The organism is Leisingera thetidis, assembly GCF_025857195.1.
GTDB classification, from domain to species: Bacteria; Pseudomonadota; Alphaproteobacteria; order Rhodobacterales; family Rhodobacteraceae; genus Leisingera; species Leisingera thetidis.
Map to the genome: position 1 here is coordinate 2,625,218 of NZ_CP109787.1, position 24,825 is coordinate 2,650,042.

At 66.6% G+C, this 24,825-nt stretch carries 27 protein-coding genes; 10 read left to right on the forward strand and 17 right to left on the reverse strand.

The features are described from left to right. Positions 1 to 127: 127 nt before the first annotated feature. Positions 128 to 2,038 (reverse strand): AsmA family protein, encoded by a 1,911-nt coding sequence (locus tag OKQ63_RS12575; RefSeq protein WP_264210420.1) that lies wholly within the window; start codon positions 2,036 to 2,038, stop codon positions 128 to 130. Positions 2,039 to 2,166: 128 nt separating this feature from the next. On the opposite strand from OKQ63_RS12575, the gene rimO reads away from it, so the two are divergent. The 3 genes from rimO to OKQ63_RS12590 all read left to right on the forward strand — a co-directional run bounded on the left by rimO (position 2,167) and on the right by OKQ63_RS12590 (position 4,460). Beyond that, positions 2,167 to 3,573, forward strand: a complete 1,407-nt coding sequence (rimO, locus tag OKQ63_RS12580; RefSeq protein WP_264210421.1) for a 30S ribosomal protein S12 methylthiotransferase RimO — start codon at positions 2,167 to 2,169, stop codon at positions 3,571 to 3,573. 167 nt (positions 3,574 to 3,740) lie between these two features. After that, on the forward strand, positions 3,741 to 4,097 hold the full coding sequence (locus OKQ63_RS12585; RefSeq protein ID WP_264210422.1) for a cupin domain-containing protein: 357 nt from the start codon (positions 3,741 to 3,743) through the stop codon (positions 4,095 to 4,097). Positions 4,098 to 4,205: 108 nt separating this feature from the next. Beyond that, on the forward strand, positions 4,206 to 4,460 hold the full coding sequence (locus OKQ63_RS12590; protein WP_264210423.1) for a CDGSH iron-sulfur domain-containing protein: 255 nt from the start codon (positions 4,206 to 4,208) through the stop codon (positions 4,458 to 4,460). 48 nt (positions 4,461 to 4,508) lie between these two features. Here the strand turns inward: OKQ63_RS12590 and OKQ63_RS12595 are convergent, their stop codons facing one another. From OKQ63_RS12595 to OKQ63_RS12615, 5 genes are all read right to left on the reverse strand, one after another. After that, complete coding sequence (locus OKQ63_RS12595) at positions 4,509 to 4,784, reverse strand: DUF6455 family protein (protein ID WP_264210424.1); 276 nt, start codon at positions 4,782 to 4,784, stop codon at positions 4,509 to 4,511. Next, positions 4,784 to 5,041: a DUF6455 family protein gene (locus tag OKQ63_RS12600; protein WP_264210425.1), complete on the reverse strand. Its 258-nt coding sequence runs from the start codon at positions 5,039 to 5,041 to the stop codon at positions 4,784 to 4,786. Before OKQ63_RS12600 ends, OKQ63_RS12595 begins: the two co-directional genes overlap by 1 nt. Before the next feature lie 31 nt (positions 5,042 to 5,072). Continuing rightward, positions 5,073 to 5,336 (reverse strand): DUF6455 family protein, encoded by a 264-nt coding sequence (locus OKQ63_RS12605; protein WP_264210426.1) that lies wholly within the window; start codon positions 5,334 to 5,336, stop codon positions 5,073 to 5,075. Between the two features lie 87 nt (positions 5,337 to 5,423). Further along, positions 5,424 to 5,816 (reverse strand): YigZ family protein, encoded by a 393-nt coding sequence (locus tag OKQ63_RS12610; RefSeq protein WP_264210427.1) that lies wholly within the window; start codon positions 5,814 to 5,816, stop codon positions 5,424 to 5,426. 2 nt (positions 5,817 to 5,818) lie between these two features. Further along, positions 5,819 to 6,532: a M48 family metalloprotease gene (locus OKQ63_RS12615; RefSeq protein ID WP_264210428.1), complete on the reverse strand. Its 714-nt coding sequence runs from the start codon at positions 6,530 to 6,532 to the stop codon at positions 5,819 to 5,821. Positions 6,533 to 6,681: 149 nt separating this feature from the next. Here OKQ63_RS12615 and OKQ63_RS12620 point away from each other — a divergent pair, with 149 nt between their 5' ends. Then, positions 6,682 to 6,921: a DUF8831 family protein gene (locus tag OKQ63_RS12620; protein ID WP_264210429.1), complete on the forward strand. Its 240-nt coding sequence runs from the start codon at positions 6,682 to 6,684 to the stop codon at positions 6,919 to 6,921. Between the two features lie 3 nt (positions 6,922 to 6,924). Here OKQ63_RS12620 and OKQ63_RS12625 read toward each other — a convergent pair whose 3' ends face one another. Continuing rightward, a complete protein-coding gene (locus OKQ63_RS12625) occupies positions 6,925 to 7,206 on the reverse strand; it encodes a DUF167 domain-containing protein (protein WP_264213917.1) in 282 nt (93 codons plus the stop codon). 197 nt (positions 7,207 to 7,403) lie between these two features. Between OKQ63_RS12625 and OKQ63_RS12630 the strand changes: the two genes are divergently transcribed. Both OKQ63_RS12630 and OKQ63_RS12635 read left to right on the forward strand, forming a co-directional pair. Next, on the forward strand, positions 7,404 to 7,982 hold the full coding sequence (locus tag OKQ63_RS12630; RefSeq protein WP_264210430.1) for a nitroreductase family protein: 579 nt from the start codon (positions 7,404 to 7,406) through the stop codon (positions 7,980 to 7,982). After that, positions 7,979 to 8,668, forward strand: a complete 690-nt coding sequence (locus tag OKQ63_RS12635) for an EI24 domain-containing protein (protein ID WP_264210431.1) — start codon at positions 7,979 to 7,981, stop codon at positions 8,666 to 8,668. The genes OKQ63_RS12630 and OKQ63_RS12635 overlap by 4 nt, the downstream gene beginning before the upstream one ends. 250 nt (positions 8,669 to 8,918) lie before the next feature. Here OKQ63_RS12635 and OKQ63_RS12640 read toward each other — a convergent pair whose 3' ends face one another. Together OKQ63_RS12640 and mce are read right to left on the reverse strand one after the other, a co-directional pair. Next, positions 8,919 to 9,194: a DUF1467 family protein gene (locus OKQ63_RS12640; protein WP_264210432.1), complete on the reverse strand. Its 276-nt coding sequence runs from the start codon at positions 9,192 to 9,194 to the stop codon at positions 8,919 to 8,921. Between the two features lie 56 nt (positions 9,195 to 9,250). Then, positions 9,251 to 9,655: a methylmalonyl-CoA epimerase gene (gene mce / locus OKQ63_RS12645; protein ID WP_264210433.1), complete on the reverse strand. Its 405-nt coding sequence runs from the start codon at positions 9,653 to 9,655 to the stop codon at positions 9,251 to 9,253. Between the two features lie 175 nt (positions 9,656 to 9,830). Between mce and OKQ63_RS12650 the strand changes: the two genes are divergently transcribed. After that, complete coding sequence (locus OKQ63_RS12650) at positions 9,831 to 10,550, forward strand: response regulator (RefSeq protein WP_264210434.1); 720 nt, start codon at positions 9,831 to 9,833, stop codon at positions 10,548 to 10,550. A gap of 1 nt (position 10,551) precedes the next feature. Further along, positions 10,552 to 10,698 (forward strand): hypothetical protein, encoded by a 147-nt coding sequence (locus tag OKQ63_RS12655; protein ID WP_264210435.1) that lies wholly within the window; start codon positions 10,552 to 10,554, stop codon positions 10,696 to 10,698. Positions 10,699 to 10,778: 80 nt separating this feature from the next. Here OKQ63_RS12655 and OKQ63_RS12660 read toward each other — a convergent pair whose 3' ends face one another. The 5 genes from OKQ63_RS12660 to OKQ63_RS12680 all read right to left on the reverse strand — a co-directional run bounded on the left by OKQ63_RS12660 (position 10,779) and on the right by OKQ63_RS12680 (position 17,579). Further along, positions 10,779 to 11,999, reverse strand: coding sequence for a DUF1501 domain-containing protein (locus tag OKQ63_RS12660; RefSeq protein WP_264210436.1), 1,221 nt, complete (start codon positions 11,997 to 11,999; stop codon positions 10,779 to 10,781). A 15-nt stretch (positions 12,000 to 12,014) separates the two neighbouring features. Beyond that, the gene (locus tag OKQ63_RS12665) at positions 12,015 to 13,400 is read right to left on the reverse strand and encodes a DUF1800 domain-containing protein (RefSeq protein WP_264210437.1); all 1,386 of its coding nucleotides are present in this window, start codon (positions 13,398 to 13,400) and stop codon (positions 12,015 to 12,017) included. Positions 13,401 to 13,625: 225 nt separating this feature from the next. After that, positions 13,626 to 15,404: an aspartate--tRNA ligase gene (gene aspS, locus OKQ63_RS12670; protein ID WP_264210438.1), complete on the reverse strand. Its 1,779-nt coding sequence runs from the start codon at positions 15,402 to 15,404 to the stop codon at positions 13,626 to 13,628. A gap of 337 nt (positions 15,405 to 15,741) precedes the next feature. Then, complete coding sequence (locus OKQ63_RS12675) at positions 15,742 to 16,431, reverse strand: aminotransferase class IV family protein (RefSeq protein WP_264210439.1); 690 nt, start codon at positions 16,429 to 16,431, stop codon at positions 15,742 to 15,744. Continuing rightward, on the reverse strand, positions 16,374 to 17,579 hold the full coding sequence (locus OKQ63_RS12680; protein WP_264210440.1) for an aminodeoxychorismate synthase component I: 1,206 nt from the start codon (positions 17,577 to 17,579) through the stop codon (positions 16,374 to 16,376). The genes OKQ63_RS12675 and OKQ63_RS12680 overlap by 58 nt, the downstream gene beginning before the upstream one ends. A gap of 199 nt (positions 17,580 to 17,778) precedes the next feature. Between OKQ63_RS12680 and carB the strand changes: the two genes are divergently transcribed. Further along, positions 17,779 to 21,135 carry a carbamoyl-phosphate synthase large subunit gene (gene carB, locus OKQ63_RS12685; RefSeq protein ID WP_264210441.1) on the forward strand — a complete coding sequence of 1,119 codons (3,357 nt, stop codon included), beginning with the start codon at positions 17,779 to 17,781 and terminating at the stop codon, positions 21,133 to 21,135. A gap of 191 nt (positions 21,136 to 21,326) precedes the next feature. Further along, positions 21,327 to 21,890, forward strand: a complete 564-nt coding sequence (locus tag OKQ63_RS12690; RefSeq protein WP_264210442.1) for a cytochrome P460 family protein — start codon at positions 21,327 to 21,329, stop codon at positions 21,888 to 21,890. A gap of 106 nt (positions 21,891 to 21,996) precedes the next feature. Here OKQ63_RS12690 and OKQ63_RS12695 read toward each other — a convergent pair whose 3' ends face one another. The 3 genes from OKQ63_RS12695 to OKQ63_RS12705 all read right to left on the reverse strand — a co-directional run bounded on the left by OKQ63_RS12695 (position 21,997) and on the right by OKQ63_RS12705 (position 24,533). Beyond that, positions 21,997 to 22,710: a trypsin-like serine peptidase gene (locus tag OKQ63_RS12695; RefSeq protein ID WP_264210443.1), complete on the reverse strand. Its 714-nt coding sequence runs from the start codon at positions 22,708 to 22,710 to the stop codon at positions 21,997 to 21,999. 637 nt (positions 22,711 to 23,347) lie between these two features. Then, on the reverse strand, positions 23,348 to 24,076 hold the full coding sequence (gene arsH / locus OKQ63_RS12700; RefSeq protein ID WP_286672683.1) for an arsenical resistance protein ArsH: 729 nt from the start codon (positions 24,074 to 24,076) through the stop codon (positions 23,348 to 23,350). Next, positions 24,069 to 24,533 carry a hypothetical protein gene (locus OKQ63_RS12705; protein ID WP_264210444.1) on the reverse strand — a complete coding sequence of 155 codons (465 nt, stop codon included), beginning with the start codon at positions 24,531 to 24,533 and terminating at the stop codon, positions 24,069 to 24,071. Before OKQ63_RS12705 ends, arsH begins: the two co-directional genes overlap by 8 nt. Positions 24,534 to 24,825 lie beyond the last annotated feature (292 nt).

Here is a 24,825-nt window from a genome sequence, read left to right on the forward strand (position 1 = left end):
TCCGCGCCCGCCTCCGGCGGGCGCTTTTCTTTTGGCTGAGACGCGATGCAATGGCAGGTCTGCCCTTGCATGCGCCAGTTCCAGTGCAAGGCGCCTGCGCGGCCGCGTCAAGGACAGGCCGGGGCGGTCAGTTGCCGCCGAGCAGCTTCAGCAGCTGATCCCGCGCTTCCTGCTCGATCCGCTGTCTCAGCGCGTCGTTCAGATCCTGCGCCGGGGCGGTGTCCGTGTTCAGGTTCAGCTCCTCGCTGAGTTTCTGGCGCACCCGGTCCTTGGCGCTTTGCTCCACCTCGTCCACCCGCGTCTGCAGCGCCTGGCTCAGGTCCGGGCGGATATGCGGATCGTCCCAGGGGCCGGTAATGCGGACCGGAATGGTCAGCACCTGATCGCTGCCTGCCCGCACCAGCTGCGGCGTGAACAGGTAGTCCAGATCCCGCGCGCCGAGGCCGATCCGGCCCTTGCCGTCCGCGCGAAACCCTTTCAGCAGCACCAGCAGGTCCTGATTTCCGAGGCTGCCGCCCTCGATGGTATAGCTCGCCGTCAGCCGGTCGAACACGGTGCTGCCGCCATTGCCGCCCGAGCGCATCAGCCGCTCCAAATCAAAGCCGGTGAAAAACCCCTTGCCCGCTTCCAGCCAGCCTTTTCCGCTCAGCGAGCGCATGATCGCATCCACCGATTTGCCCGACCCGAGAAACTCCACCTCGCCCAGCGCCTCGCCGTTGAGGCGGCTGTAGCCTGCGGTCTCGCCCAGGGCGCGCTCCAGCCGGATGCCGTTGAAACTGAGCTTGCCGCCCACCGACAGGCCATCGCGGTTGTTGGCCACAAGCTGCCCCTTCACCTCTCCGCCGAACATCGAGGCCGGGAGGAATTGCAGCACAGCCCGCTTGCGCTTGATGGTCAGGGTCAGCTTGCTTGGCCCCATGTTGACGCTGCCGGTCCTGAGGCTGTCAAAGGACAGATCGACCACCGCATTTGCCAGTCCCAGCGCCGCCGCATCGATGGCTTCTTCAGACCATCCGCCGGCCCCCGCCCCGGCCCCGCCGCTGCCCGTGCTGGCGGCAAAAGCAGAGAAATCCAGCGCACCGCCCTGCAGCTGCGCGGTGATTTTCGGGCGTTTCCTGACTTCGACGTCTGCCGCACCGGTCAGCCTGTTGCCGCCCAGTTCAACCGCCAGATCCCGCATCGACAGCCGCCCGTCCGCGGTATAGGTCACATCGGCGCCGAAAACGGCCTTCTGCGCCAGCGCATCCGGCAGGAACACCCCAAGCGCAACACCTGTTTGCAGCGCGTTCTCGCTGCCGAAGGTCAGCCGTCCGCCGGCCTCGCCGCTGATAGCCGCATGGCCGTCGAACCGTCCCTTGCCGCCCGGTGCCGCCACCGTTGCCCCGACCGAGGACACGTCGCCGGCCAGAAACGCCGCAAAGGTGCCGATCTCCGCATCAACCCTCACCGGCTCGCCGGCCGGGCGCAGGGTCACCTTGGCGTTCACCGTGCCGGCAGGGTCCGGCCACAGCAGGCTGAGGTCGATATTCTTCAGTTCCACCGGCGCCTCGCCATGCGCCCTGTACCGCAGCGAGGCCCCGGTCAGCTCAACCGCTTCGATCCTGAGCGGCACTGCGCTGCGGCCCGTGCCCGTGCCGGCCTGCGCTGCGGTGCTGCTGCCAAAGACCCAGTTGCCGGTGCCGTCCTCGCGGGTGGCGAGATCGAGGTGCGGCAGAATGGCCGACACTTCTGTGACCCGCACATTGCCCTGCAGCAGGTCCGAGGCCGCCACCCCGATGGTCAGACGCTCGGCCCGCAGCATCGGCTCCGGCCCGGCCCAGTCAGCGTTCGAAAGCGTCACCGCATCCGCCTTGACCCCCAGCGTCGGCCAGAAGGTGAACCGCACCTTGCCGCCGATCTCCAGTTTGCGCCCCGTCTGCGTTTCCAGCTGATCGGCCGCCAGCCGCGCAATTTTCTCGCCCGGCAGCAGCAGCAGCAGCCCCGCAAGCACAACAACAGTCAGCACCAGTGCCGTTGCAACCCGGATTATCAGCTTCATCAGCCCATTCCTCATGCCGTGTCCCCCGTTCCACCAAGGGTCTTTTCCCCAGCTTAGCGTCTGCGCACATAGGTGCAATGCATCACAGGGCCTAGGAAAGACGGTTCAGCCACGCTATATGCGCGCGCATGACCAGCAACCCGCCCAGCCTCCGCCCCGACCTTGCCCCGGAACCGCAGTTCCGCGACACCCCCCGTGACGGCCAGCCGACTCTCGGCATGGTCTCGCTCGGCTGCCCCAAGGCGCTGGTGGACTCCGAACGCATCCTGACCCGGCTGCGCGCCGAAGGCTACGGCATCTCGCCCGACTACGCGGGCGCCGATGCGGTGATCGTCAACACCTGCGGCTTCCTCGACAGCGCCAAGGCGGAAAGCCTGGAGGCCATCGGCGAGGCGCTGAAGGAAAACGGCAAGGTGATCGTCACCGGCTGCCTGGGCGCCGAGCCCGATTACATCCGCGAGCATCACCCGCGCATCCACGCCGTCACCGGCCCGCACCAGTACGAACAGGTGCTGGACGCGGTGCATTCCGCGGTGCCGCCCAGCCCCAACCCTTACGTGGACCTCTTGCCCGCGGCGGGCGTCAAGCTGACCCCGCGGCACTTCAGCTACCTGAAGATTTCCGAGGGCTGCAACCACAAGTGCAAGTTCTGCATCATCCCCGACATGCGCGGGCTGCTGGCGTCGCGTCCCGTCCACGCAGTGCTGCGCGAGGCGGAAAAGCTGGTCGAGGCCGGGGTGCGCGAGCTGCTGGTGATCAGCCAGGACACCTCCGCCTACGGTCTCGACCGCAAGTATTCCGCGCACCCGTGGAAGGGCGAAGACGTGCGCAGCCATATCCAGGACCTCAGCCGCGAGCTGGGCAGGCTGGCACCCGCAGATGAGCTGTGGGTGCGGCTGCACTATGTCTATCCCTACCCGCATGTGCGCGAGCTGATCCCGCTGATGGCGGACCCGGACAACGCGCTGCTGCCCTATCTCGACATCCCCTTCCAGCACGCCCATCCGGATGTGCTGCGCCGCATGGCACGGCCCGCGGCGGCGGCGAAGACGCTGGACGAGATCCGCGCCTGGCGCGCAACCTGCCCGGATATCACCCTGCGCTCCACTTTCATCGTCGGCTTCCCGGGCGAGACCGAGGCCGAGTTCCAGCACCTGCTGGACTGGATGGACGAGGCCCAGCTGGACCGGGTCGGCTGCTTCAAATACGAAAACGTCGCTGGCGCGCGCTCCAACGATCTGCCGGACCACGTGCCCGAAGAAGTGAAGCAGGAGCGCTGGGAGCGGTTCATGGAGAAGGCGCAGGCGATTTCCGAGGCCAAGCTTGAGGCCAAAGTCGGCCAGACCCTGCAGGTGATCGTGGACGACATCGACGAGGACGGCATCGCCACCTGCCGCACCAAGGCCGACGCGCCGGAAATCGACGGCAACCTGTTCATCGACGACGGCACCGAAGGGCTGCAGACAGGCGACCTGGTGACAGTCGAGGTGGACGAGGCCGGCGAATACGATCTGTGGGGGCGGCTGCCCGCCTGAGCCCGCCTCAGCAGCACATTTGAATTCCGAAGGCGGGGCCGGCAAGGCTCCGCCTTTTTCGTCTGCGGGCCGTCAGCATGTCATTGCAAGGCCGCCACTTTGGGTTATATTTCTTTCACCACAGGAAAACAAACACCCGAAAAATCACCTCAACAGTGGAGAATACCGTGAACAGACCAGCATTTACCAAGCTGCCCGACCGGTCGGTGGAGCCGATTCCGGATGACCTTCCCGGCTGGACCAAGACCGCTGGCAGCCCTTCCATGAGAACCTGGATCGAATATTCCTCGGAGGATGAAAGCCTGATCAGCGGCTGGTGGGAGGCAACGCCGGGCACCTATCACGCCACCTATGACGACTGGGAATTTGTGCATATGATCGAAGGCCGCATCGTCATCACCGCCGAAGGCGAAGAACCCGGTGAAGTGGGTCCGGGCGACGCCTTTGTCATCGAAGCCGGCTTCAAGGGCACCTGGGAGATCAAGGAGAATGTGCTGAAGCACTTTGTCATCCAAAAGAAATAAGTCTGCAGAACACGTATGTGCAGGCAGCGGCCAAGACTGCCTGTTCACTGCCGCTGGACCGGTATTGCACCGGTCCGGCGCCGCAACCAGCCAGGGAGAGCCCCAGCCATGCCGAATGACACCACGCCAGAACCTCAAATCGCGCAGAAAGCCCCCTTCCCCGTCGAGGTGAAGGAGGGGAAGTCCTATTTCTGGTGCGCCTGCGGCAAGTCCTCGCGGCAGCCGTTCTGCGATGGCTCGCACAAAGACACGGACTTCGAACCGGTGAAATACACCGCGCAGAAGGACGGCAAGGTGTTCTTCTGCGGCTGCAAGCACTCCGGCAGGAAACCCCTGTGCGACGGCACCCATTCCAAACTTTGAACGGCCAGGCCGCAGCGCCCGGACGCACAGACCGGCGGCTGCCCCGCCTCAGGGCATCAGCCGCTTGAACACATCCGCGTTGGGGCAGAAGTCCGGCACTGCGGGGCCGCCGCCGCGGCGGGAGGAGAGCCACAGGGCGCAGGACTTGCTGCAGCCCGCGCCGCGGCAGGACGTCACCAACCGGGCGTAGTCCAGCCCGCTGAGCCGCCCGCTGCGCACCGCCTGGTCCAGGTCCGCGCCCGCCGCCTCCGCCACCGCCCGCAGCAGCCACAAGTGCCGGTAGATATTGCCGAGGTCCTCAGCCTCCGCTGCCATGTCTTTCATCAGCTGCGGCCCTTCAATTGCATCAGCGCGGCGGCATTGCGGCAGCCTGGCATCGGGGCTTCGGCGTGCTCATGCGCGGCCAGGAAGGCCTCGCACTGTTCCGGCGACGTGCAGCCGCGGCAGCGGGTGATCATTGCCGCCCAGTCCCGGTGGCGGATCTCCCCGGCGGCAAAGGCGCCGTTCAGGTCGGCGCCGACGGTCCGACCCATCCGGGCCATCAGCCGCAGATGATAGAGCGGGTCCCCCAATGGCTGCATGCCGTGATCTCCCTCGCGCGGCCAGGGCACGTCAGGCCTGCTGCTCGTTCAGGTAGCCGAGCAGGTCGCGGTTGCGGCAGAAATCCGGGGCATCTGCCCCCGGCCGCTGCCCTTCGGCGAGCCATTTGCGGCAGGCACCGACGCCGCCGCAGCGCGAGCAGCGCAGCACCGCCTCGGCAATCTCGTCAAACCGCAGGGTGCCGGCCACCGCTTCTTCCTCCAGGTCCAGGCCTACGGTTGCGGCCATCCGGTCGAACAGCTCGGCGTGTTTTTTCAGGTCGGCTTGGGTGGTCATCGCGCACTCCCCGGAATCATTTATCCCAAGTGCAGCTTAGCCGCGGCGCGATGGTGCGGATTTGACACAGGTCAAACGGGACAGGATTTATGCGGATTTCCCGCCCAGGTGGCCGAGATAGGCGCGCACCGCGTCCTGCACCCGGCGGAATCGGTCGCCGCCCAGCTTCTTGCCGCCATACCAGCGGGTGACGATGATGACGTGATCCTTCAGGCCCTCGCGCTCCATCATCCGCAGAATCACCATGCCGGCCCCGGACTCGCCGTCGTCGGCCTTGAGCCCGCCCGCGGGCAGCATCGCCGCCCAGGTGTTGTGGGTCGCCTTGGCATAGGCCCGGTCTGTTTTCAGCTCCGCCAGCACCGCGTCGACCTCCTCGCGCGTGGTGACCGGCGCACCGGTCACCGCATAGCGCGAGCCGCGGTCGGTCAGCACCACGCCGAGCCTGTGCAGCGCCGCAGCCGCCTGCTCCTTGGCGGCCACGGTCAGTTCAGCCCGTGGCGGTCGATCGTGGATTGCACCACCCGCACCCGGTCCGGGTTGGCCGGGTGGGTGCCGAGGAAACGGTCGCCCGGATCCGGCAGCCGGTTGAAGAAGCGCACGCCGATGCTGGGCCGGTAGCCGGACTGGTAGGTGATGATGGTGCCCAGTTCATCCGCCTCCAGCTCGAAATCCTTGGAATAGGTGCGCGCGCCGACAAAGCCGCCGATATCCTGCGCCGTGGTCACCGTCGCCTGGCCGCCGCCCGCCAGCGCGGTGATCAGCCCGGCGCCGACGCTCACCAGCGCCGAATTCTGCGCCTGCCGCGCCAGGTGGCCGCGGATGTGGTGCGCCGCCTCATGCGACATCACAAAGGCCAGCTCATCCTGGTTGGCAATCTGCCCCAGCATCCGCTGGGTGAAGGTGATCACCGGCCGGCCGGAGCGGTCCAGGCTCTGATAGGCGTTGGGCGCCGCATTCGGATTCGGGTCGATGCGGATCAGGAAATCGCAGTTCAGCCCCTGGGTGCGCTGGCGGCATTCGCGCTCCGCCACCGGCTCCACCCGGCGCGAGACGGTGGCAAAGGCATCGCGCGCCTCGCCCGGGGCCATCCCCGGCACCTGCTGCCTCTGTGCGGCGGGGACAGGCTGCTGCGCGGGTTCGACCACCATGTTGCAGGCACTGGCAGCAAGGGCAAACAGACACAGAAAACGGCGCATGGCGGCTCCTTTTGCGGTTCGCCGCCACTTTATCGCGCAACACTGGCGGAGTGCAATCGCGCGGCGGCGGAACTTTGCCGCTGCATTGGAATGATAGTCTGCAATTGCAAGGCCTTGCCAGCAGCCGGGCCAGAGTGCAGGCTGGGGTCATGTTTACCATCGAACATGAATTCGACTCGACGGTCATCACCCTTGTTGACGAGGACGGACACCCGCTCAACGAGGATGTGACCATCAATTCCTTTGCCGAATGCGTCACGGTCGAACAATACGACCCGCGCACCGACAGCGTGCAGAAAATCACCCTGTCGCACCTGCAGGTCCGGGACCTGGCCGCAGCGCTGGACCTGCCCGAGGGCGTCTACCGGCTGGTGCCCGGGGATGACTAGGCCTCAGGCCGGACCCAGATAGACAAAAAGCTTGTCGCGGGAGGCTGCTCCGCGGCGCAGTTCCAGATTGGACACCGCCGTCCCCATCGCCATCGCCAGCAGCTGGCGGACGGCCTCATTGGCCTTGCCGTGTTCCGGCGCCGCGGTGATCCGGACCTTGAGCACGCCCTCCGCCGCCGCAATGGCGTTGCGCGCAGCCTTGGGGGTGGCCCGCACGGCGATTTCCGCCCCCGGCACGCACAGATGGCTCAAATCCGGCAGGTCTTTCGTCTTCGGCTTTCCCATGCCGCAGACATGCCCCGTGCGGGCGGCAATAGCCATAGACTTTGTCCTTGCGGCCCGGCTATCACCCGAACAGCGAAACCCAGCCCCGCCGCCCGCTGCCTGCGCAGCACAGATGCAGCGCGCAAAGCCAGGCGGCCCTTGAAAAAACAGCAACGGCTGCCGAAATTGGCAGCACCAAATGTAAAAAGGTTTCACATATGCCTGCACGCAATGAAGCAGCCCTGGAGTTCCTGCTGACCCGCCGCTCGCGCCCGGCCAAGACGCTGGTGGCGCCCGCGCCGTCGCGCGAGGAGCTGCGGCCGATCCTGACCGCCGCCGCCCGGACCCCCGATCACGGCAAGCTGGAGCCCTGGCGCTTCATCGTGGCCGAGCAGCCCGCCATGGCCCGGCTGGCCGCCCTGACCGAAGAGGCCGGCGCCCGCCTCGGCAAAAGCCCTGAGGACATCGCCAAGGGCCGCGGCCAGTTCGACCTGGGCCAGCTTGCCGTGGTGGTGGTGGAGGTGCAAAGGGACAGCCCCAAGATCCCGCCCTTGGAGCAGACCTATTCGGCCGGCGCTGCCTGCCTGGCGCTGCTGAATGCCGCTCTGGCGGCCGGCTGGGGCGCCAACTGGCTGACCGGCTGGGTCAGCCACGACCGCGGCTTCTGCACCGCGGCCTTCGATCTTGCGGATAACGAGCGCATCGCCGGCATCATCCATATCGCCACCGAAAGCTCCGCCCCGCCCGAACGCCCGCGCCCGGACCCCGACGCAATCACAACCTGGATGAGCGAATGATCTTCACCGCCTTTTTCAAGACCCTCGGCCAGACCGGCGACCCGCGTTTCCGCAAGGTGCTGTTCCTGGGACTGGGGCTGACCGTGGCGCTGCTGATCACCGCCTATGCGGGCTTCCTGATGCTGATCCAATGGCTGGTCGGCCCCGAGGCCACGCTGCCGCTGCTGGGCGAAGTCACCTGGCTCGACGATCTGCTGTCGATCGGCTCGCTGTTCTTCATGCTGGTGCTGTCGGTGTTCCTGATGGTGCCGGTGGCCTCGGCCATCACCTCGATGTTCCTCGAGGAAGTCGCTCAGGCGGTGGAGGACAAGCATTATCCCGCCCTGCCCCCGGCGGCCAAGGTGCCGTTCTGGGATGCGGTCAGGGACACGGTGAACTTCCTCGGCCTGCTGATTGCCGCCAACATCCTGGCGCTGTTCCTCTATGTGCTGTTCCCGCCCGCGGCGCTGTTCATCTTCTGGGGGCTGAACGGCTTCCTGCTGGGGCGGGAATACTTCACCCTCGCCGCCGCCCGCCGGGTGGGCACCGCTGAGGCCAAGAAGCTGCGCCGCCGCCATGCCGGCACCATCTGGGCCGCCGGAACCCTGATGGCGATGCCGCTGTCGGTGCCGCTGGTCAACCTGGTGATTCCGATCCTGGGGGCTGCCACCTTCACCCACCTCTACCACGCGCTGGCCCGCAGATAGGCGCAGCCCCGGCCAAAGCCGGGCCGCAATGGAAAAGGCGCCTTGAGGGGCAGGCCTGCCCCCTCAAGCGCTACTCAGCAGGACTGTTCCTGCATCTGCATCAGGGCAGCTGCGCAGGCTCCGGCCCGCCAGGGCCGGCCGCAACCGCGCCGCGCGCCAGCGCGGCGCCGCGCCCAACGGGCGCGGATGCAACCCTGCATCCCCGCCGGGCGGGAGACTTCCTGTCTGTGATGCACCTGCTGCTTCGGGCTCACTGCCGTTCGGGCAGCATCCCCATCCAGTCGAAATCCCGTACCGAGATCACCCCGGAAAAGATGATCCCGGCAACGATGGCCCAGATCACCGCAGCCACGCCGGTGGTGATCCAGGCCTTCTGCTTCAGGAAATGCCGCTCCGGCGCGCCGGCATGGGTGCCCGGCACCACGTCGCCCCTGTCGCCCTGGGTTTCCAGCCGGATCGGGATGATCACCAGAAAGGTCATGAACCAGATCACTGCATAAAGCACGATCGCTGATGTGATACCCATGGCACCGGCCTCCTTGATTTGCCCTGCCCCGCTGCGGGGGCAGGGTGCTCATAGCCTCAAACCTGTTCGAGTTCCACCAGGCAGCCGTTGAAATCCTTCGGGTGCAAAAACAGCACCGGCTTGCCGTGGGCGCCGATTTTCGGCTCGCCGCTGCCCAGCACCCGTGCGCCCTGCGCCTGCAGGTGGTCGCGCGCCGCCAGGATGTCCTCCACCTCATAGCAGACATGGTGGATGCCGCCCGCCGGGTTCTTCTCCAGAAAGCCGTTGATCGGCGAGTTGTCCCCCAGGGGATACAGCAGCTCGATCTTGGTGTTGGGCAGTTCGATGAAGACGACGGTCACCCCGTGGTCCGGCTCGTCCTGCGGCGCCCCCACCTTGGCGCCCAGCGCGTTGCGGTACTGGGCCGAAGCCGCCTCCAGGTCGGGGACGGCAATCGCAACATGGTTCAAACGGCCAATCATCTTTGCTGTGCTCCTCTCACAATCATTCCTCAGCCCCGGTTATGGGATGGACGCTGCGCCGCGGCAAGTGCGCCATTGCGCACGGGGGCCGGCTGCACGGCGGCGCGCGCGCCGTTAACCGGGTATTAGCCTCGACTTCCTAGCGTCTGACCATATCCCGCAAGGAGGATGCGTTATGGACGATTCGGAACTGTTTGCTGCCGCTCAACGCCTGCCCACCACCCGGCGCCCGCTGCTGGGGCTGACCATTCTGGTGGTGGAGGACAGCCGCTTTGCCTGCGAGGCGCTGCGCCTTCTGTGCCTGCGCAGCGGCGCCCGCATCCGCCGGGCCGACTGTCTGAAATCCGCCCGCCGCCACCTGCAGGTCTACCGCCCGTCCGTTCTCATTGCCGATGTCGGGCTGCCGGACGGCTCCGGCCTCGACCTGATCCGCGAGCTGGCAGAGGCCAGCCCGCGCCCCGGCGTGATCCTTGCCACCTCGGGCGATCCGGCGCTGGCTGAGGCCGCGCTTGACGCCGGTGCCGCGGATTTCCTGAACAAGCCGATCACATCCCTGGCGGCTTTCCAGCAGCTGATCCTGACGCACCTGCCGGCCGGGCGCCAGCTGTCCGGCCCGCGGGCGCTGGACGACGAAACGGTGGAACCGGATTTCCTCGCCTACCGGGACGACATGGCGCATGCTGCCGATGTGCTGAGCATGGGACAGGAAGACAAAACCCTGGCCTATCTGGCGCAGTTCCTGGGCGGCGTCGCCCGCAGCGCCGGAGACAATCCGCTGGCCGAGGCCGCCGACCGCCTCGACCGGGCCCGCCAGAAGGGCAAACCGCTGACCCGGGATGCCGCCGCGCTGGCCGGCCTGGTGCAGGAGCGGCTCGAGCGCCGCGCGGCTATCTGACATGGTCGAATCCTTCCTGATCGCCGTCGCCACGCTGGTCATCGTCCTGTACGGCCAGACCCGGCTGGAAGCGCGTGAAATCCGCCGCAGCCGCAACGGGGCCGGAAACCGCCCGCTGATCCTCTACCCGCCGCGGCGCCAGGGCTGACAGCCGCCCGCACCGCCGCTGCCCGGCGTCTGCCGCGGCCCCTGCGCCCCCCGCGCGCCCGCGCAGACGCGGCGCCGCGGCTACAGCAGCAGGCCCGGATCGCCGCCCATGTCGAGCCCGGGAAAGACATTCGCCTGCAAGGCAGCGGTCCCCGCCCCTGACACCCCGTGCAGCAGCCAGGCAAGGTAACTGCGCACATCCCCGGTCGGCTTCAGGTCGCGGCGGTCGTAAAGGTCGGCCTCCGCCAGCCCCGGCCAGCGCCCCAGCACCCGGCCGCCGCGGATCGCACCGCCTGCCAGCAGCATCGCCCCGCCGGTGCCATGATCGGTGCCGCCCGTGCCATTCTCCCGCGCCGTGCGCCCGAACTCGGTCACTGCCGCCACCGCGGTGCGGCCCCAGATGTCCGGCCCCACCCCCTGGCGCAGTTCCAGTATCGTCTCCGCCAGCCGCCCCAGCGCCGCCTTCAGGCCGCTGGCCTGGCGGAAATGGGTATCCCAGCCGTTGATGGAAAACGCCGCGACCCTGGTGTCGCCGCGCAGCTGGTCCGCGGCATAGGCGGCGATCCCGGTATGCGCCCCGCCCTTCGGCGCTTTCATCAGGTCCATCATCCCCGCGCCGGCATCATCTTCCGCGCCGTCCAGACCGCCGAGCGACATATCCTGTCGGGTCAGTTCCAGCGCCTCGTTCAGCGCGTTGTGGAACAGCGGATCCTCCTCCATCAGCAGGCCCGCCAGACGCTCTGCCTGCGGGCTCATCGCCAGCCCGGCGCCCGGTGCCCATTGGGATACCGGTGCCGCCCCCTCCAGCAGCAGCATCCGCTCCTGGCCGATGGCAAAGGCGGTGCGCGCCTCGACTCCGGGCATCTGCTGCAGCAAGCGGTTCAGCCAGCCGCCGCTGGCCTCGCCCAGCCCTGCCGTGCCTGCTTCCAGCAGGTCCTGGCCGTCGAAGTGGCTGCGCCGGTCGCGGTACGGCGTGGAGACCGCCTGCACAAAGCCAAGCTCCCCCTGGCGCCACAGCGGCTGCAGCGGCGCCAGCGCCGGGTGCAGGGCGTAAAAGCCGTCAAGATCGCCGGCCCCGGCCGCGGGCCCGCCGGACAGGCTCTGCCGCAGCCCGGCAAATTCCGGATCGCCATAGGGCTGCACCACGTCCAGCGCATCCATGCCGCCGCGCAGGATGATCACCACAAGGCGGGTGTCCCAGGGGGCCGCGGCAAAACTGACAGGCGTGACCAGCGGGCTGGCGGCCAGCGAACAGCCCAGCAGGGCGGAGCGGGTCAGAAGGGAACGGCGGGTCAGCTGCATCGGATAAGCCTCCTGTTAGCGGCGCTGAAAGGCGGGGGAGGACAGGATCAGCCCGACCGCCTCCGCTTGGGTTTCGGCCGCGCCTGCGGCGAATTGGACCCGCTCATTGGCGAACCGGCCCAATGCTGCGGAGGCAAAGACGCGCGGGTCGGGCAGCGGCTGCGCAAGGCGCCGCGGTACCGCCATCGCCCAGCGCAGCCGCGCCGCCAGGGCTTGCGGCGTGATCCAGGTTCCGTCTTCCTCGGGCCAGCCGTCCGGGCCGCCGGAAAACTCCCAGCGCTGTCCCATCGGCGTCAGCGGCGCCAGCAGCAGACGGTTGATCTGCCCTGGCCGCAACGCCGCGATCCGCGCCTCGGGCACCGCCAGTGCGCGGCAGGCGGACGCGACGAAATCAAATGGCGGCTTCACGTTGCGCAGATCGGTCTCCCAGGCCGCAGGGTGCTCCAGCAGCGCCGCATAGACCGGCAGCAGCGCCCCGCCGCTTTCCTGATAGCGCGCCGACAGATGCGAAATCAGCGCCGGCTCCGGTGTGTCCGACGTGAAATGCACCGCCAGTTTCCAGGCGATATGCTGTGCGGTGGCGGGATGGCGCGCCAGATCGCGCAGGGCGCTCAGTACCTGCTCCAGTTCCGCCTTGCCGCCGCCATAGGATTCCCCCAGCACGGTTTCCGCGCCAGGCTCCGCCATTCCGGGACGGTAGATGAACGCCGCCTCGCGCGACACGGTCAATCCGGTGAACAGCTCCGCCAGCTGCCGCACATCCGCCTGGCTGTACGGCCCGCCGGCCCCCAGGGTATGCAGTTCCAGCACTTCGCGCGCCAGATTCTCGTTCAACCCGCTCAGGCGCTTGCGCCGCTTCGCCACCCGGCTGCCCGGCCCGGCCGAGCGGTTCTGATCCAGGTAATGCAGCATCAGCGGGCTGGTGGCGGCAGCGATCAGCATGTCCTCGAAACGGCCGGCCACATGCGGCCGGATCACACTTTCGGCATATGGCGCAGCCAGAACGCGCATGGCCGGCGATTTTCCCTGGGCGGTAAAGTGGTCGGCCCAGAACAGCGCCAGCCGCTCCCGGAAACCGTCCCGGGCATGGACATGGCGCAGCAGCCGCTGGCCATGCCATCCGAAACGGGCAAGGTTATGGGCGCGGCGGTAGCTCTTGAACGCCTTGTCCGCGGCCTCATAGCCGCGCTGACCTTCCTGCCGCTTGCGGTCCTTGCTCAGCCGCCGGAATTCCCGGACGCCCGCAGCCGCGTCCTCAAGACTGCTGACCGGAAACCGCTGCGCCATCTCATCCGCCCCCTGCAGGCGGGTGAGCATCTGTTCCGCAGAGGCCGGGCGCGGCTGCAGCGGTGAAAGCCCTGCCCCGAACCGGATCTCTACCAAGTCTCCGTCAAACTGCATCGCCCTGCTCTCCCTGGACGGTCTGATTTCCCTGCAGACTAGACCATCGCGCCAGGGTCCACAGCTGAATTTCAAGTGATACGCACGGTTCCGCCGGATCCGTCGCCCGCCAAGCGCCGGTCCTGCAAATCCACGGGTCTGCGGAGGGCCTGCGCAAGGTCCGGCGGCGCCGCAAAGAAAAGGCCCGGGGCGCAGCCCGGGCCTGTCTCAACGTTCAGGAAGGGATCATTGATCCTGCGGGATCACCCGCAACCCCAGCTCCATCAGCTGCTCGCTCATCGGCTCGCTTGGCGCCGACATCATCAGGTCTTCGGCGCGCTGGTTCATCGGGAACATGATGACCTCGCGGATATTGGCCTCATCCGCCAGCAGCATCACCATGCGGTCGATGCCGGCCGCGCAGCCGCCGTGCGGCGGGGCGCCGTACTGGAAGGCGTTGACCATGCCGCCAAAGCGCTTCTCGACCTCTTCCTTGCCGTAGCCGGCGATCTCGAAGGCCTTGAACATGATTTCCGGTTTGTGGTTCCGGATCGCGCCCGAGACCAGCTCATAGCCGTTGCAGGCCAGATCGTACTGGTAGCCCTTGACCGCCAGCGGATCGGACAGCAGCGCGTCCATGCCGCCCTGCGGCATCGAGAACGGGTTGTGCTCGAAATCGATGCGGCCGGTTTCCTCGTCCTTCTCGTAGATCGGGAAGTCGACGATCCAGGCAAAGGCAAAGCGGTCTTTCTCGATCAGCCCCAGCTCCTCGCCGATGACGGTGCGGGCACGGCCTGCAACGCTTTCGAACGCTTTCGGCTTGCCGCCGAGGAAGAAGGCGGCGTCGCCAACGCCCAGGCCCAGCTGCTGGCGGATCGCCTCGGTGCGCTCGGGCCCGATGTTCTTGGCCAGCGGGCCTGCGGCCTCCAGCCCCTCGCCCTGGTCGCGCCAGAAGATATAGCCCATGCCCGGCAGGCCCTCGCCTTGCGCAAACTTGTTCATCCGGTCGCAGAACTTGCGGGAACCGCCGGTGGGCGCCGGGATGGCGCGGATTTCGGTGCCGTCCTGCTCCAAGAGCTTGGCGAAGATGGCAAAGCCGGAGCCGCGGAAATGCTCGGAACAGTCCTGCATTTTGATCGGGTTGCGCAGGTCCGGCTTGTCGGTGCCGTACCATTTGGCGGCATCCTTGTAGGAGATCTGCGGCCATTCGGCATCAACCTTGCGGCCGCCGCCGAATTCCTCGAACACGCCCTGCATCACCGGCTGGATGGTGTCGAAGACATCCTGCTGGGTGACAAAGGACATCTCCAGGTCCAACTGATAGAAATCGGTGGGCGAGCGGTCGGCGCGCGGGTCCTCGTCGCGGAAGCAGGGCGCGATCTGGAAATACTTGTCAAAGCCCGAGACCATCATCAGCTGCTTGAACTGCTGCGGCGCCTGCGGCAGCGCATAGAACTTGCCCGGGTGCAGCCGCGACGGCACCAGGAAGTCGCGCGCGCCCTCGGGGCTGGAGGCGGTGATGATCGGGGTCTGGTATTCGTTGAAGCCGATGTCCCACATGCGCTTGCGGATCGACTGGATCATGTTGGAGCGCAGCAGCATGTTCTTCTGCATCTTCTCGCGGCGCAGATCCAGGTAGCGGTAGCGCAGGCGGGTTTCCTCCGGGTATTCCTGCTCGCCGAACACCATCAGCGGCAGTTCCTCGGATTTGCCCAGCACCTCGATATCGCGGATGAACACCTCGATTTCTCCGGTCGGGATCTTCGGGTTCACCAGGCTTTCGTTGCGGGCCAGCACGTTGCCGTCGATGCGGATGCACCACTCAGAGCGCACCTTCTCGATCTCGGCAAACACCGGGCTGTCCGGGTCGGCCATCACCTGGGTCATCCCGTAGTGGTCGCGCAGGTCGATGAACAAGAGGCCGCCGTGGTCGCGCACGCGGTGGACCCAGCCCGACAGGCGGACGGTCTCACCGACGTTGGATTTGTTCAGTTCGGCGCAGGTATGGCTGCGGTAAGCGTGCATCGGTTGACCTTTCGTTATACCGGTCTGTCGCCCGGGCGGGCCGTCATTCGGGAGAAGCGCACGGGGAGCGGCGCGGAATTCGTCCGGGGTGGTACACAAGGTTGCGGCTCAGTTGTCAAGCAAACTGGGTAAATTCGGCCGCCCCGGATGCCTGTTTTTGCCGGTTGCGCGCAACGGCGCAGAGGCTCCCGCCGCTTCCGCGCCCCGCCGCTGCGCGGCAGGGCGGAAAGCGTTGGGCCTGGCGCCCCGCCTGCGGCGGGGCGCGGGCGGCGTTCCGGCGCCGCCGCAGCGCGCCGCAGGCGCGCTGCCGGGCCCAAAGGGCAAGCGCCGCCTGGCGTCAGCCAGGGGGCGTGCGTCCGCGGGAGTGCCGCTGCCATACCAGCCTTGCCGGGATCAGCCCGCGCAGGGAATTGCCTATATGGATGGCTTTCGCGTCCTGCAGATCCTGCAGATCCAGCACCGCTTCCCGGCACTCCTTCCGCTCCAGCATCACCTGCCGCAGGATACCCGGCAGCAGGCCGCAGGACAGCGGCGGCGTCACCACCTGCCCGTCCGCGCGTGTCACGAACAGATTGGTGATGGTGCCCTCGCAGACCTCGCCGCGCCGGTTGAGGAACAGCAGCTCGTCCACCCCCTCCGGCAGCGCTGCCCGTGCGGTGTCATACAGCGCGCGCCGGGTGGTTTTGTACCGGAGCCAGAAATCCTCTGCCTCCAGCCGTGCCTGCGCAATACCCAGCCGCCATTCGGCCGGCGTGCTGCCCAGCGGGGCGGTGGCCAGCTCCGCCTGCCCGTCCGCAGCCACGGTCAAGCGGCAGCGCAGCGGCGTGCCGCCAACAGCCTCTGCCAGCATCGCCCGCGCCTGCGCCGGATCAAAGGGAATGCCGAACGCCGCTGCACTGCGCGCCATCCGCGCCAGATGCTGCTCCAGATGCCGAAACCCTTCGCCCGGGTGCCGGCCCAGCGTCTCGATCAGGCGGAAAGCGGGATCGTTCTGGATGGCGTCACGCGGGCAAACCGGGCTTTCCATAGCGCTTCCTCATATTCCGACTCGGCGGTGCTGTCCCAGACCACGCCGCCGCCGACGTTCATCGTCGCGCGGCCGTCTTCCAGCATCAGGGTGCGGATTGCCACATTGAACTCGGAGGAGCCGTCCGGCGCCGCCCAGCCGATGGTGCCGCAATAGATATCGCGCGCCCAGGGCTCCAGATCCGAAAGGACCTCCATCGCCCGGATCTTGGGGGCGCCGGTAATGGAGCCGCAGGGAAACAGCGCCGCAAAAATATCCGCCAGCCCCGCGTCGGGGCGCAGTTTCGCACGCACCAGCGACACCATCTGATGCACGGTGGCATAGCTTTCCACCGCAAACAGCTCCGGCACATGCACCGAGCCGGTCTCGGCCACGCGGCTGATGTCATTGCGCAGGAGGTCGACGATCATCAGGTTTTCGGCGCGGTTCTTCTCGTCCTGGCGCAGGAAGTCGCGGCGGCGGGCGTCCTCCACCGGATCGTCGCTGCGCGGCTGGGTGCCTTTCATCGGACGGGTCTCGATCACGCCCTCCGCAGCGGTGCGGAAGAACAGCTCCGGCGAACGCGACAGCAGGTCCGGCAGCCCGTCCTGTTCCACCAGCACGCCGTGGCCCACGGCCTGCTTGCCTTGCAAAGCGGCATAAAGCTCCTCGGCAGTGCCATAAGCCTCCGCATCAATCGGGAAGGTCAGGTTGGCCTGATAGATGTCGCCCTTGCCGATGTTGCGGTTCACTTCTGCAAACGCTTCGGCGTAGCGCTCAAAGGTCCAGCGGGGAGCCAGGTCTCCCAGCCCGCCGTCGCCCGGCCGGGAGGCCGGGCAGCGCCCGACCCTCCCCACGGGAGGGCGCTCCGCCCCCCCCCAGGTTCGGGCGCTGCCCTCAGTGTTCTGCGGCAGCGGTTCAGCGTAAACCCCGAAACAGATCAGCGGCAGCCGCCGGTCCCTTGGCATCCGCCCCGCCAGCTTCACCTCCAGCGCATAGCCCAGCTCATAAGTGGCATAGCCCGCCAGCCAATGCCCGTCCGCGCGCGCCTGATCCAGCGCGGCCAGCGCGGCGGGCACCCCTTCCGGGCCGTCTGCGCGGATCACGCGCAGCGGCTGGCTGAAACATGTGCCCGGACCTGCAGGCCCCTGATCAAAACGAATCCGCACCGGAATTGACTCCCTGAGCTGTTGGCCCCCACATATATCTGTTCGCTATGCGAACAAAAGGGGTGGATGCGGCATTTCCAATTCCGTTTCCGATACCCCTTGAACCTTTCGGCGCGGTGCCTATAACGCAGGACAATTTGGGCACTCGCCAGTGCCCCCGATTCAAAGCTGCCCGCGCGTCAACCAAAGGAATATGGCCATGCCCAAAAGAACCGACATCCAGTCGATCATGATCATCGGAGCCGGTCCGATCGTCATCGGGCAGGCCTGCGAGTTCGACTACTCCGGCGCCCAGGCCTGCAAAGCCCTGCGCGAAGAGGGCTACCGGGTCATCCTGGTGAACTCCAACCCGGCCACCATCATGACCGACCCCGGCCTCGCCGACGCCACCTATATCGAGCCGATCACGCCGGAGGTGGTCGCCAAGATCATCGAAAAGGAACGCCCCGACGCGCTCTTGCCGACGATGGGCGGGCAGACCGGCCTCAACACCTCCCTGGCGCTGGAAGAGATGGGCGTGCTGGAGAAATTCGGCGTTGAGATGATCGGCGCCAAGCGCGACGCCATCGAGATGGCCGAAGACCGCAAGCTGTTCCGCGAGGCGATGGACCGCCTCGGCCTGGAAAACCCGCGCGCCACCATTATCACCGCCCCGAAAAAGGCCAACGGCTCTGCCGACCTGGAAGCCGGCGTTCAGATGGCGCTGGAAGAGCTGGAAGACATCGGCCTGCCGGCGATCATCCGCCCCGCCTTTACCCTCGGCGGCACCGGCGGCGGCGTCGCCTACAACCGCGAGGATTACATCCACTACTGCCGCTCGGGCATGGATGCCTCGCCGGTGAACCAGATCCTGGTCGACGAGAGCCTCTTGGGCTGGAAGGAATACGAGATGGAAGTGGTCCGCGACAAGGCGGACAACGCGATCATCGTCTGCTCGATCGAGAACGTCGATCCGATGGGCGTGCACACCGGCGACTCGATCACCGTGGCGCCGGCGCTGACGCTGACCGACAAGGAATACCAGATGATGCGCACCGCCTCGATTGCGGTGCTGCGCGAAATCGGCGTGGAAACCGGCGGCTCCAACGTGCAATGGGCGGTGAACCCGGCGGACGGCCGCATGGTGGTGATCGAGATGAACCCGCGGGTGTCGCGGTCCTCGGCGCTGGCCTCCAAGGCGACCGGCTTCCCGATTGCCAAGATCGCGGCCAAGCTGGCGGTCGGCTACACCCTCGACGAGCTGGACAACGACATCACCAAGGTGACGCCCGCGTCGTTCGAGCCGACCATCGATTATGTCGTGACAAAAATTCCGAAATTCGCGTTTGAGAAATTCCCCGGCTCCGAACCGTATCTCACCACCGCGATGAAATCGGTGGGCGAGGCGATGGCCATCGGCCGCACCATCCACGAGTCCTTGCAAAAGGCGCTGGCGTCGATGGAATCCGGCCTCACCGGCTTTGACGAGGTGGCCATCGACGGCGTCGGCGCCGGTCTCTGGGAGCCCGCAGGCGACAAGGCCGCGGTGATCAAGGCGATCGGCAAGCAGACCCCGGACCGGATGCGCACCATCGCCCAGGCGATGCGCCACGGGCTGTCGGATGATGAAATCCACACTGTCACCAAGTTCGACCCCTGGTTCCTGGCCCGCATCCGCGAGATCGTCGAGGCCGAGGCCGAGGTCCGCGGCAGCGGCCTGCCGTCGGACGAAAAGGGCCTGCGCGCGCTCAAGATGCTGGGCTTCACCGATGCCCGTCTGGCCAAGCTGACCGGCAGGAAAGAGACCGAGGTCCGCAAGGCCCGCCGCGCGGCCGGCGTCAACGCCGTGTTCAAGCGGATCGACACCTGCGCCGCCGAATTCGAGGCGCAGACCCCCTACATGTACTCGACCTACGAGACCCCCGCCTTCGGCGAAGCCGAGTGCGAGGCGCGCCCCTCGGACAAGAAAAAGGTCGTCATCCTCGGCGGCGGCCCCAACCGGATCGGCCAGGGCATCGAGTTCGATTACTGCTGCTGCCACGCCTGCTTTGCGTTGACCGACGCGGGCTATGAAACCATCATGATCAACTGCAACCCCGAGACCGTGTCGACCGACTATGACACCTCGGACCGGCTGTATTTCGAACCGCTGACCTTCGAGCACGTGATGGAAATCCTGCGCGTCGAGCAGGACAACGGCACCCTGCACGGCGTCATCGTGCAGTTCGGCGGCCAGACCCCGCTGAAGCTGGCCGATGCGCTGCAGGCCGAGGGCATCCCGATCCTGGGCACCTCGCCCGACGCCATCGACCTGGCCGAGGACCGCGAGCGCTTCCAGGCGCTGGTCAACAAGCTGGGCCTCAAGCAGCCGAAGAACGGCATCGCCTCCACCGACGCGCAAGCGCTGGAAATCGCAGGCGAAATCGGCTTCCCGCTGGTGATCCGCCCGTCCTACGTGCTGGGCGGCCGGGCAATGGAAATCGTCCGCGACATGGACCAGCTCAAGCGCTACATCAATGAGGCCGTGGTGGTCTCCGGCGACAGCCCGGTGCTGCTGGACAGCTACCTCTCCGGCGCGGTCGAGCTGGACGTGGACGCGATCTGCGACGGCACCGACGTGCATGTGGCGGGCATCATGCAGCACATCGAGGAAGCCGGCGTGCACTCCGGCGACTCCGCCTGCAGCCTGCCGCCCTACTCGCTCGGCAAGGACGTGATCGGGCGGATCAAGGAGCAGACCTTCGCGCTGGCCAAGGCGCTGAACGTGGTCGGCCTGATGAACATCCAGTTCGCCATCAAGGACGATGAGATCTACCTGATCGAGGTGAACCCGCGCGCCTCGCGCACCGTGCCGTTTGTCGCCAAGGCCACCGACAGCGCCATTGCCTCCATCGCTGCCCGCGTGATGGCCGGCGAGCCGCTGTCGAACTTCCCGCAGCGCGCGCCGTACGAGCCGGACGCAGGCTATGACGTCAACACCCCGATGGCCGATCCGATGACGCTTGCGGACCCGGACATGCCGTGGTTCTCGGTCAAGGAAGCGGTGCTGCCGTTCGCCCGCTTCCCCGGCGTCGACACCATCCTCGGCCCGGAAATGCGCTCCACCGGCGAAGTCATGGGCTGGGACCGCTCCTTTGCCCGCGCCTTCCTCAAGGCGCAGATGGGCGCCGGCATGGTGCTGCCCGCCAACGGCCGCGCCTTCATCTCGATCAAGGACGCCGACAAGGGCCGGCTGATGCTGGAGGCGGCGCAGATCCTGGTGGAACAGGGCTTCACCCTGGTTGCCACCCGCGGCACCCAAAGCTGGCTGGAAGGCCAGGGCGTGGCCTGCGAGCTGGTGAACAAGGTCTATGAAGGCCGCCCGCATGTGGTGGACATGCTCAAGGACGGCGGCGTGCAGCTCTTGATGAACACCACCGAGGGCGCCCAGGCGGTCGAGGACAGCAAGGAAATGCGCTCGGTCGCGCTTTATGACAAGATCCCCTACTTCACCACCGCGGCCGGCGCCAACGCCGCCGCACGCGCCATCAAGGCCCAGGCCGAAGGCGATGTCGAGGTGAAGAGCCTGCAGGGATAAGCACGCCCTTCCAGGCACATCCCCCCGGCAATTGAAAAGCCCCGGCACCATCCGGGGCTTTTCCTGTTCCCGCCCGGCCGTCACGCAGCCGTGCAGAGAATTGACCGCCGCATCTTCCGGACCTGTGCGACCGTGATCAACACGTCACGATCCGCAGCATCAATTCAGGAAGCAAGGCCATGAAATTACGATTGAAAATAACTGCAGGACTTTTGGCACTCGCCCCCTTCGGCGCCTTTGCCCAGGACTGCCCGGTGGAAGGCGACCCGGCTGAGCTTGAGGCTGAGGCCGTTGTCGAAATCTATGACTGCATCGAAGCCAGGATGGCCGAGGGCTATGCCGCAAACGGCGGCCCGGTCGCAGCTGAATTCCGGTCCTGGCAGGTCACGTCCACCCGGCCCGCCCTGGCCGGGCCGCACGGCGAGCGTTTTCTGCAGACCTTCGCCAATGATACCGCCGCAGAGCAGTACCTGACGTTCGCGGAAGACGGCTTCACCATGCCCGCCGGGTCGGTGCTGGCCAAGGAGAGCTTCGCCGTGAAGGAGGGCAAGGCGGTGCCCGGACCGCTGTTCATCATGACCAAACTGGCGGCAGGCGGTGCCCCGGAGGCCGGCGGCTGGCTCTATGCGGCGCTGATGCCCGACGGCACGGAAATGACAATCCAGCAGAGCTTCTGCGCAGGCTGCCATCTGAACTGGGAGGCCCGGGACAGCCTCGCCTACCCGTTGGAAGAGGTGCGCCGCAGCAGCCAATGAAAGCTGGCAGGCCCGCCGCAGCGGACCGCAGTCCCGGGACCCTGACGGGGCTGCGTCATGTCCTGCGGCATCCGGCCCGCTGCACTCCTGAAGGCCGCAGAGGCGCTCACCCCGCCTGACGCATCAGCGTTTGCAGCGTGCGGCCCAGCGGAGCGGCCAGCGACACGCCTTTGCCGCCCATCCGCGCCTTGGACGAGATAACGGAGACCAGCCGCGGGGGCCGCCCGGGGTGCCGCTGCAGCACCGGCGAGCCCGAGGCCCCGAAATCGACCCTGCATGAGGTGATCAGGGACCCTTGCCGCGCCACCAGGACCTGGCAGGCCGTCTGAAGTTCCGGCGATCTGGCATTGCGGTGGGAATAGGACATCACATCCACCCGCGCGCCCCGCTCAGGCGCTGCAGCCAGGGTCAGGGGCCGGATCACATCGGCGCTGATCGGCCGTTCAAGGCGCAGCACTGCAATATCGGTGCCGGTCTGGAACTGGCCGGTCCGGCCATGCCGGTATTCTGCGTGGATCGCGGCCTTGACCACCTTGCGCGAGGCCTTGGACCGGTGCCCGTTGAGACCGGCCTCGAACTTGATGCTCCGCGGGTTCACCGCCCGGCCATTGCGGATGTCGTACATGCAATGCGCCGCCGTCAGCACCAGATCCGGCGCGATCAGGCTGGCCGTGCACATGCTGTTGCCGCCAATGTTCAGGCGGCCCACCGCCTCCCATCCCGGCACGGATTGCACCGCTGCGGACTGCCCGCCTGCGGCGGCGGCTCCGGCACTGCTGGTTATCAATGCGGCGGCGGCAATTCCCAGAACTCGTCTCATGACCCACTCCATTTTCCCACCTGGCCATGGTCGGTCAGTCCTGGGGCTGGAATGCGGCTTGCTGCGGTGCCGCGCTGGCAGAAAAATGCGCAGAATGAGGCAAGGTTAACAAAAGGTTAACAGGGGCTTCCTTTTTCCGGAGCGGCCTGCGTAAACCCCTTGTTTACTTAACGGGCCGCGTCAATTTTTGGAAAAACCCCTTAAAAACCACGGAAAATCCTCCCTGTTTCGTTAGGAGGAAAATCCGGAATTTCCCCCGGTTTCTGCGCAAATCGCAGTGCCGGTGGTAACTTCGCGGCCCGATTGCGGCAGAATTAGGTCTTAACAAACCGCTAAACAGCCGCTTCCGGCCCGCCCAATTGCTTAACCGCCGCCCGCACTCATAGGGTGAACAGGCAAAAACAGGCTCACCCGGGGTTTTCCGCAAAGCCGGCTTGCCCCGCTGCTGCCGCCCGGCGAAGATGGCGGCGAGCACACGAAAAACGGAGCCCTCGAATGCGCCTCACCCTGTTTCTGACCGCCCTCCTGGGCCTCGCTGCCTGCGACGTTCCGCTGATCCCGCTGATCTGAATCAGAAAAGCCCCGGCACTGCCGGGGCTTTGTTCATCCAGGCCCAAGGCGCCCTGCGCGCCCCGGGTTATTTCCGCGAGACCCGCTGGTGCACCGCCTCAGTGCTTTCCAGCCGCTCCGAATAGCGGTCGGTCAGATAGTCCTTGCGCCCGCGCACCAGCCAGGTGAATTTCACCAGCTCTTCCATCACATCCACCAGACGGCGGTAGAACGGGCCTTCCGGCAGCCGTTCGCCCTCGTTGAACTCCAGCCAGGCCTTGGGGATCGAGCTCTGGTTCGGGATCGTCACCATCCGCATCCAGCGCCCCAGGATGCGCATCTGGTTCACAGCGTTGAAGCTTTGCGAGCCGCCCGAGACCTGCATCACCGCCAGCGTCTTGCCCTGGGTGGTGCGGATGCCGCCCTGCAGCGACAGCGGCAGCCAGTCGATCTGCAGCTTCATCACGCCGCTCATCGCGCCGTGGCGCTCCGGGCTGGACCAGACCATGCCCTCGGACCACACCGCCAGATCGCGCAGCTCCGCCACCTTGGCATGCTCGGCCGCGCCCGCATCATCGGGCAGCGGCAGGCCGGAGGGGTCGAAGATCCGCGTCTCGCAGCCCAAGGCCTGCAGCACCCGCGCCGCCTCCTCCGCCGCCTTGCGGGAATAGCTGACCTCGCGCAGGGAGCCGTACAGCAGCAGGATGCGCGGCGGGTGGCGCGGATCGCCGGGTGCAGCCAGCGCGTCCGCGTCGACCGGCTGCAGCAGGTCCGCCGCCACGGCGGGCAGATCGCTCAGATCCACGGTCTCAGGCACTTTCTTCTTCGAGGTGCAGCTTCATGTCGATCAGCACCTGCTGCAGCAGCACCGTCTCCCGCAGCAGCCGCTTGGCCTCGTTGACGGTGATGATGCCGTCTTCCATCGCGGCCTGGTATTCGCTCATCAGCTGGGCAAACCGCTGGCTCAGCGCGATCACATCCGCATTCACCCCGCCGCTGCGGCCGGTCTCCCCGGCGCTGCCGTTGCCGTTGTAGGACAGGGTGATGTTCTTCAGGTCGGCCAGCGCCGAGGTCACATGCGGGTAAGACGCCGCGCATTCCAGCTTGGCCACCGCGTCCACTGGCATGAACCGATCCACGTGCTCGGCATTGTCCGAATAATAGCGCCCCAGCGTCGCCTTGGATTTGCCGGTGATCTGGCAGGCGGCTTCGATGCCGACATCCTTCACCAGCGCTTCGGTGTGCTTCTTCAGATACGTTCCGATTTCAGCCATATGCTTCCTACCTGGCGTGACCGCCGCCCCCATGGGGAACGAACCGGCTAATTTCCCATTTCTGAGTTGTAGAGGAATTGCGATACCTTATCCATCCCTCAGGTTTTCAGGGATTTAGCGAGTGGCATGGTGCAATTGGCATCTGTTGTCCAGTGCAAAGCGGGACGGGTGAGTGACGTCCCGCGTCTAGGGTAATTGGTCTGCCCGGAACTTGTGCCTTCCGGGGCGATTGGCGATGGCGGTTTTTCCGGGGTTTTGTTCCACCCCTGCCGCGCCAGCCCCGGCGGGCCAT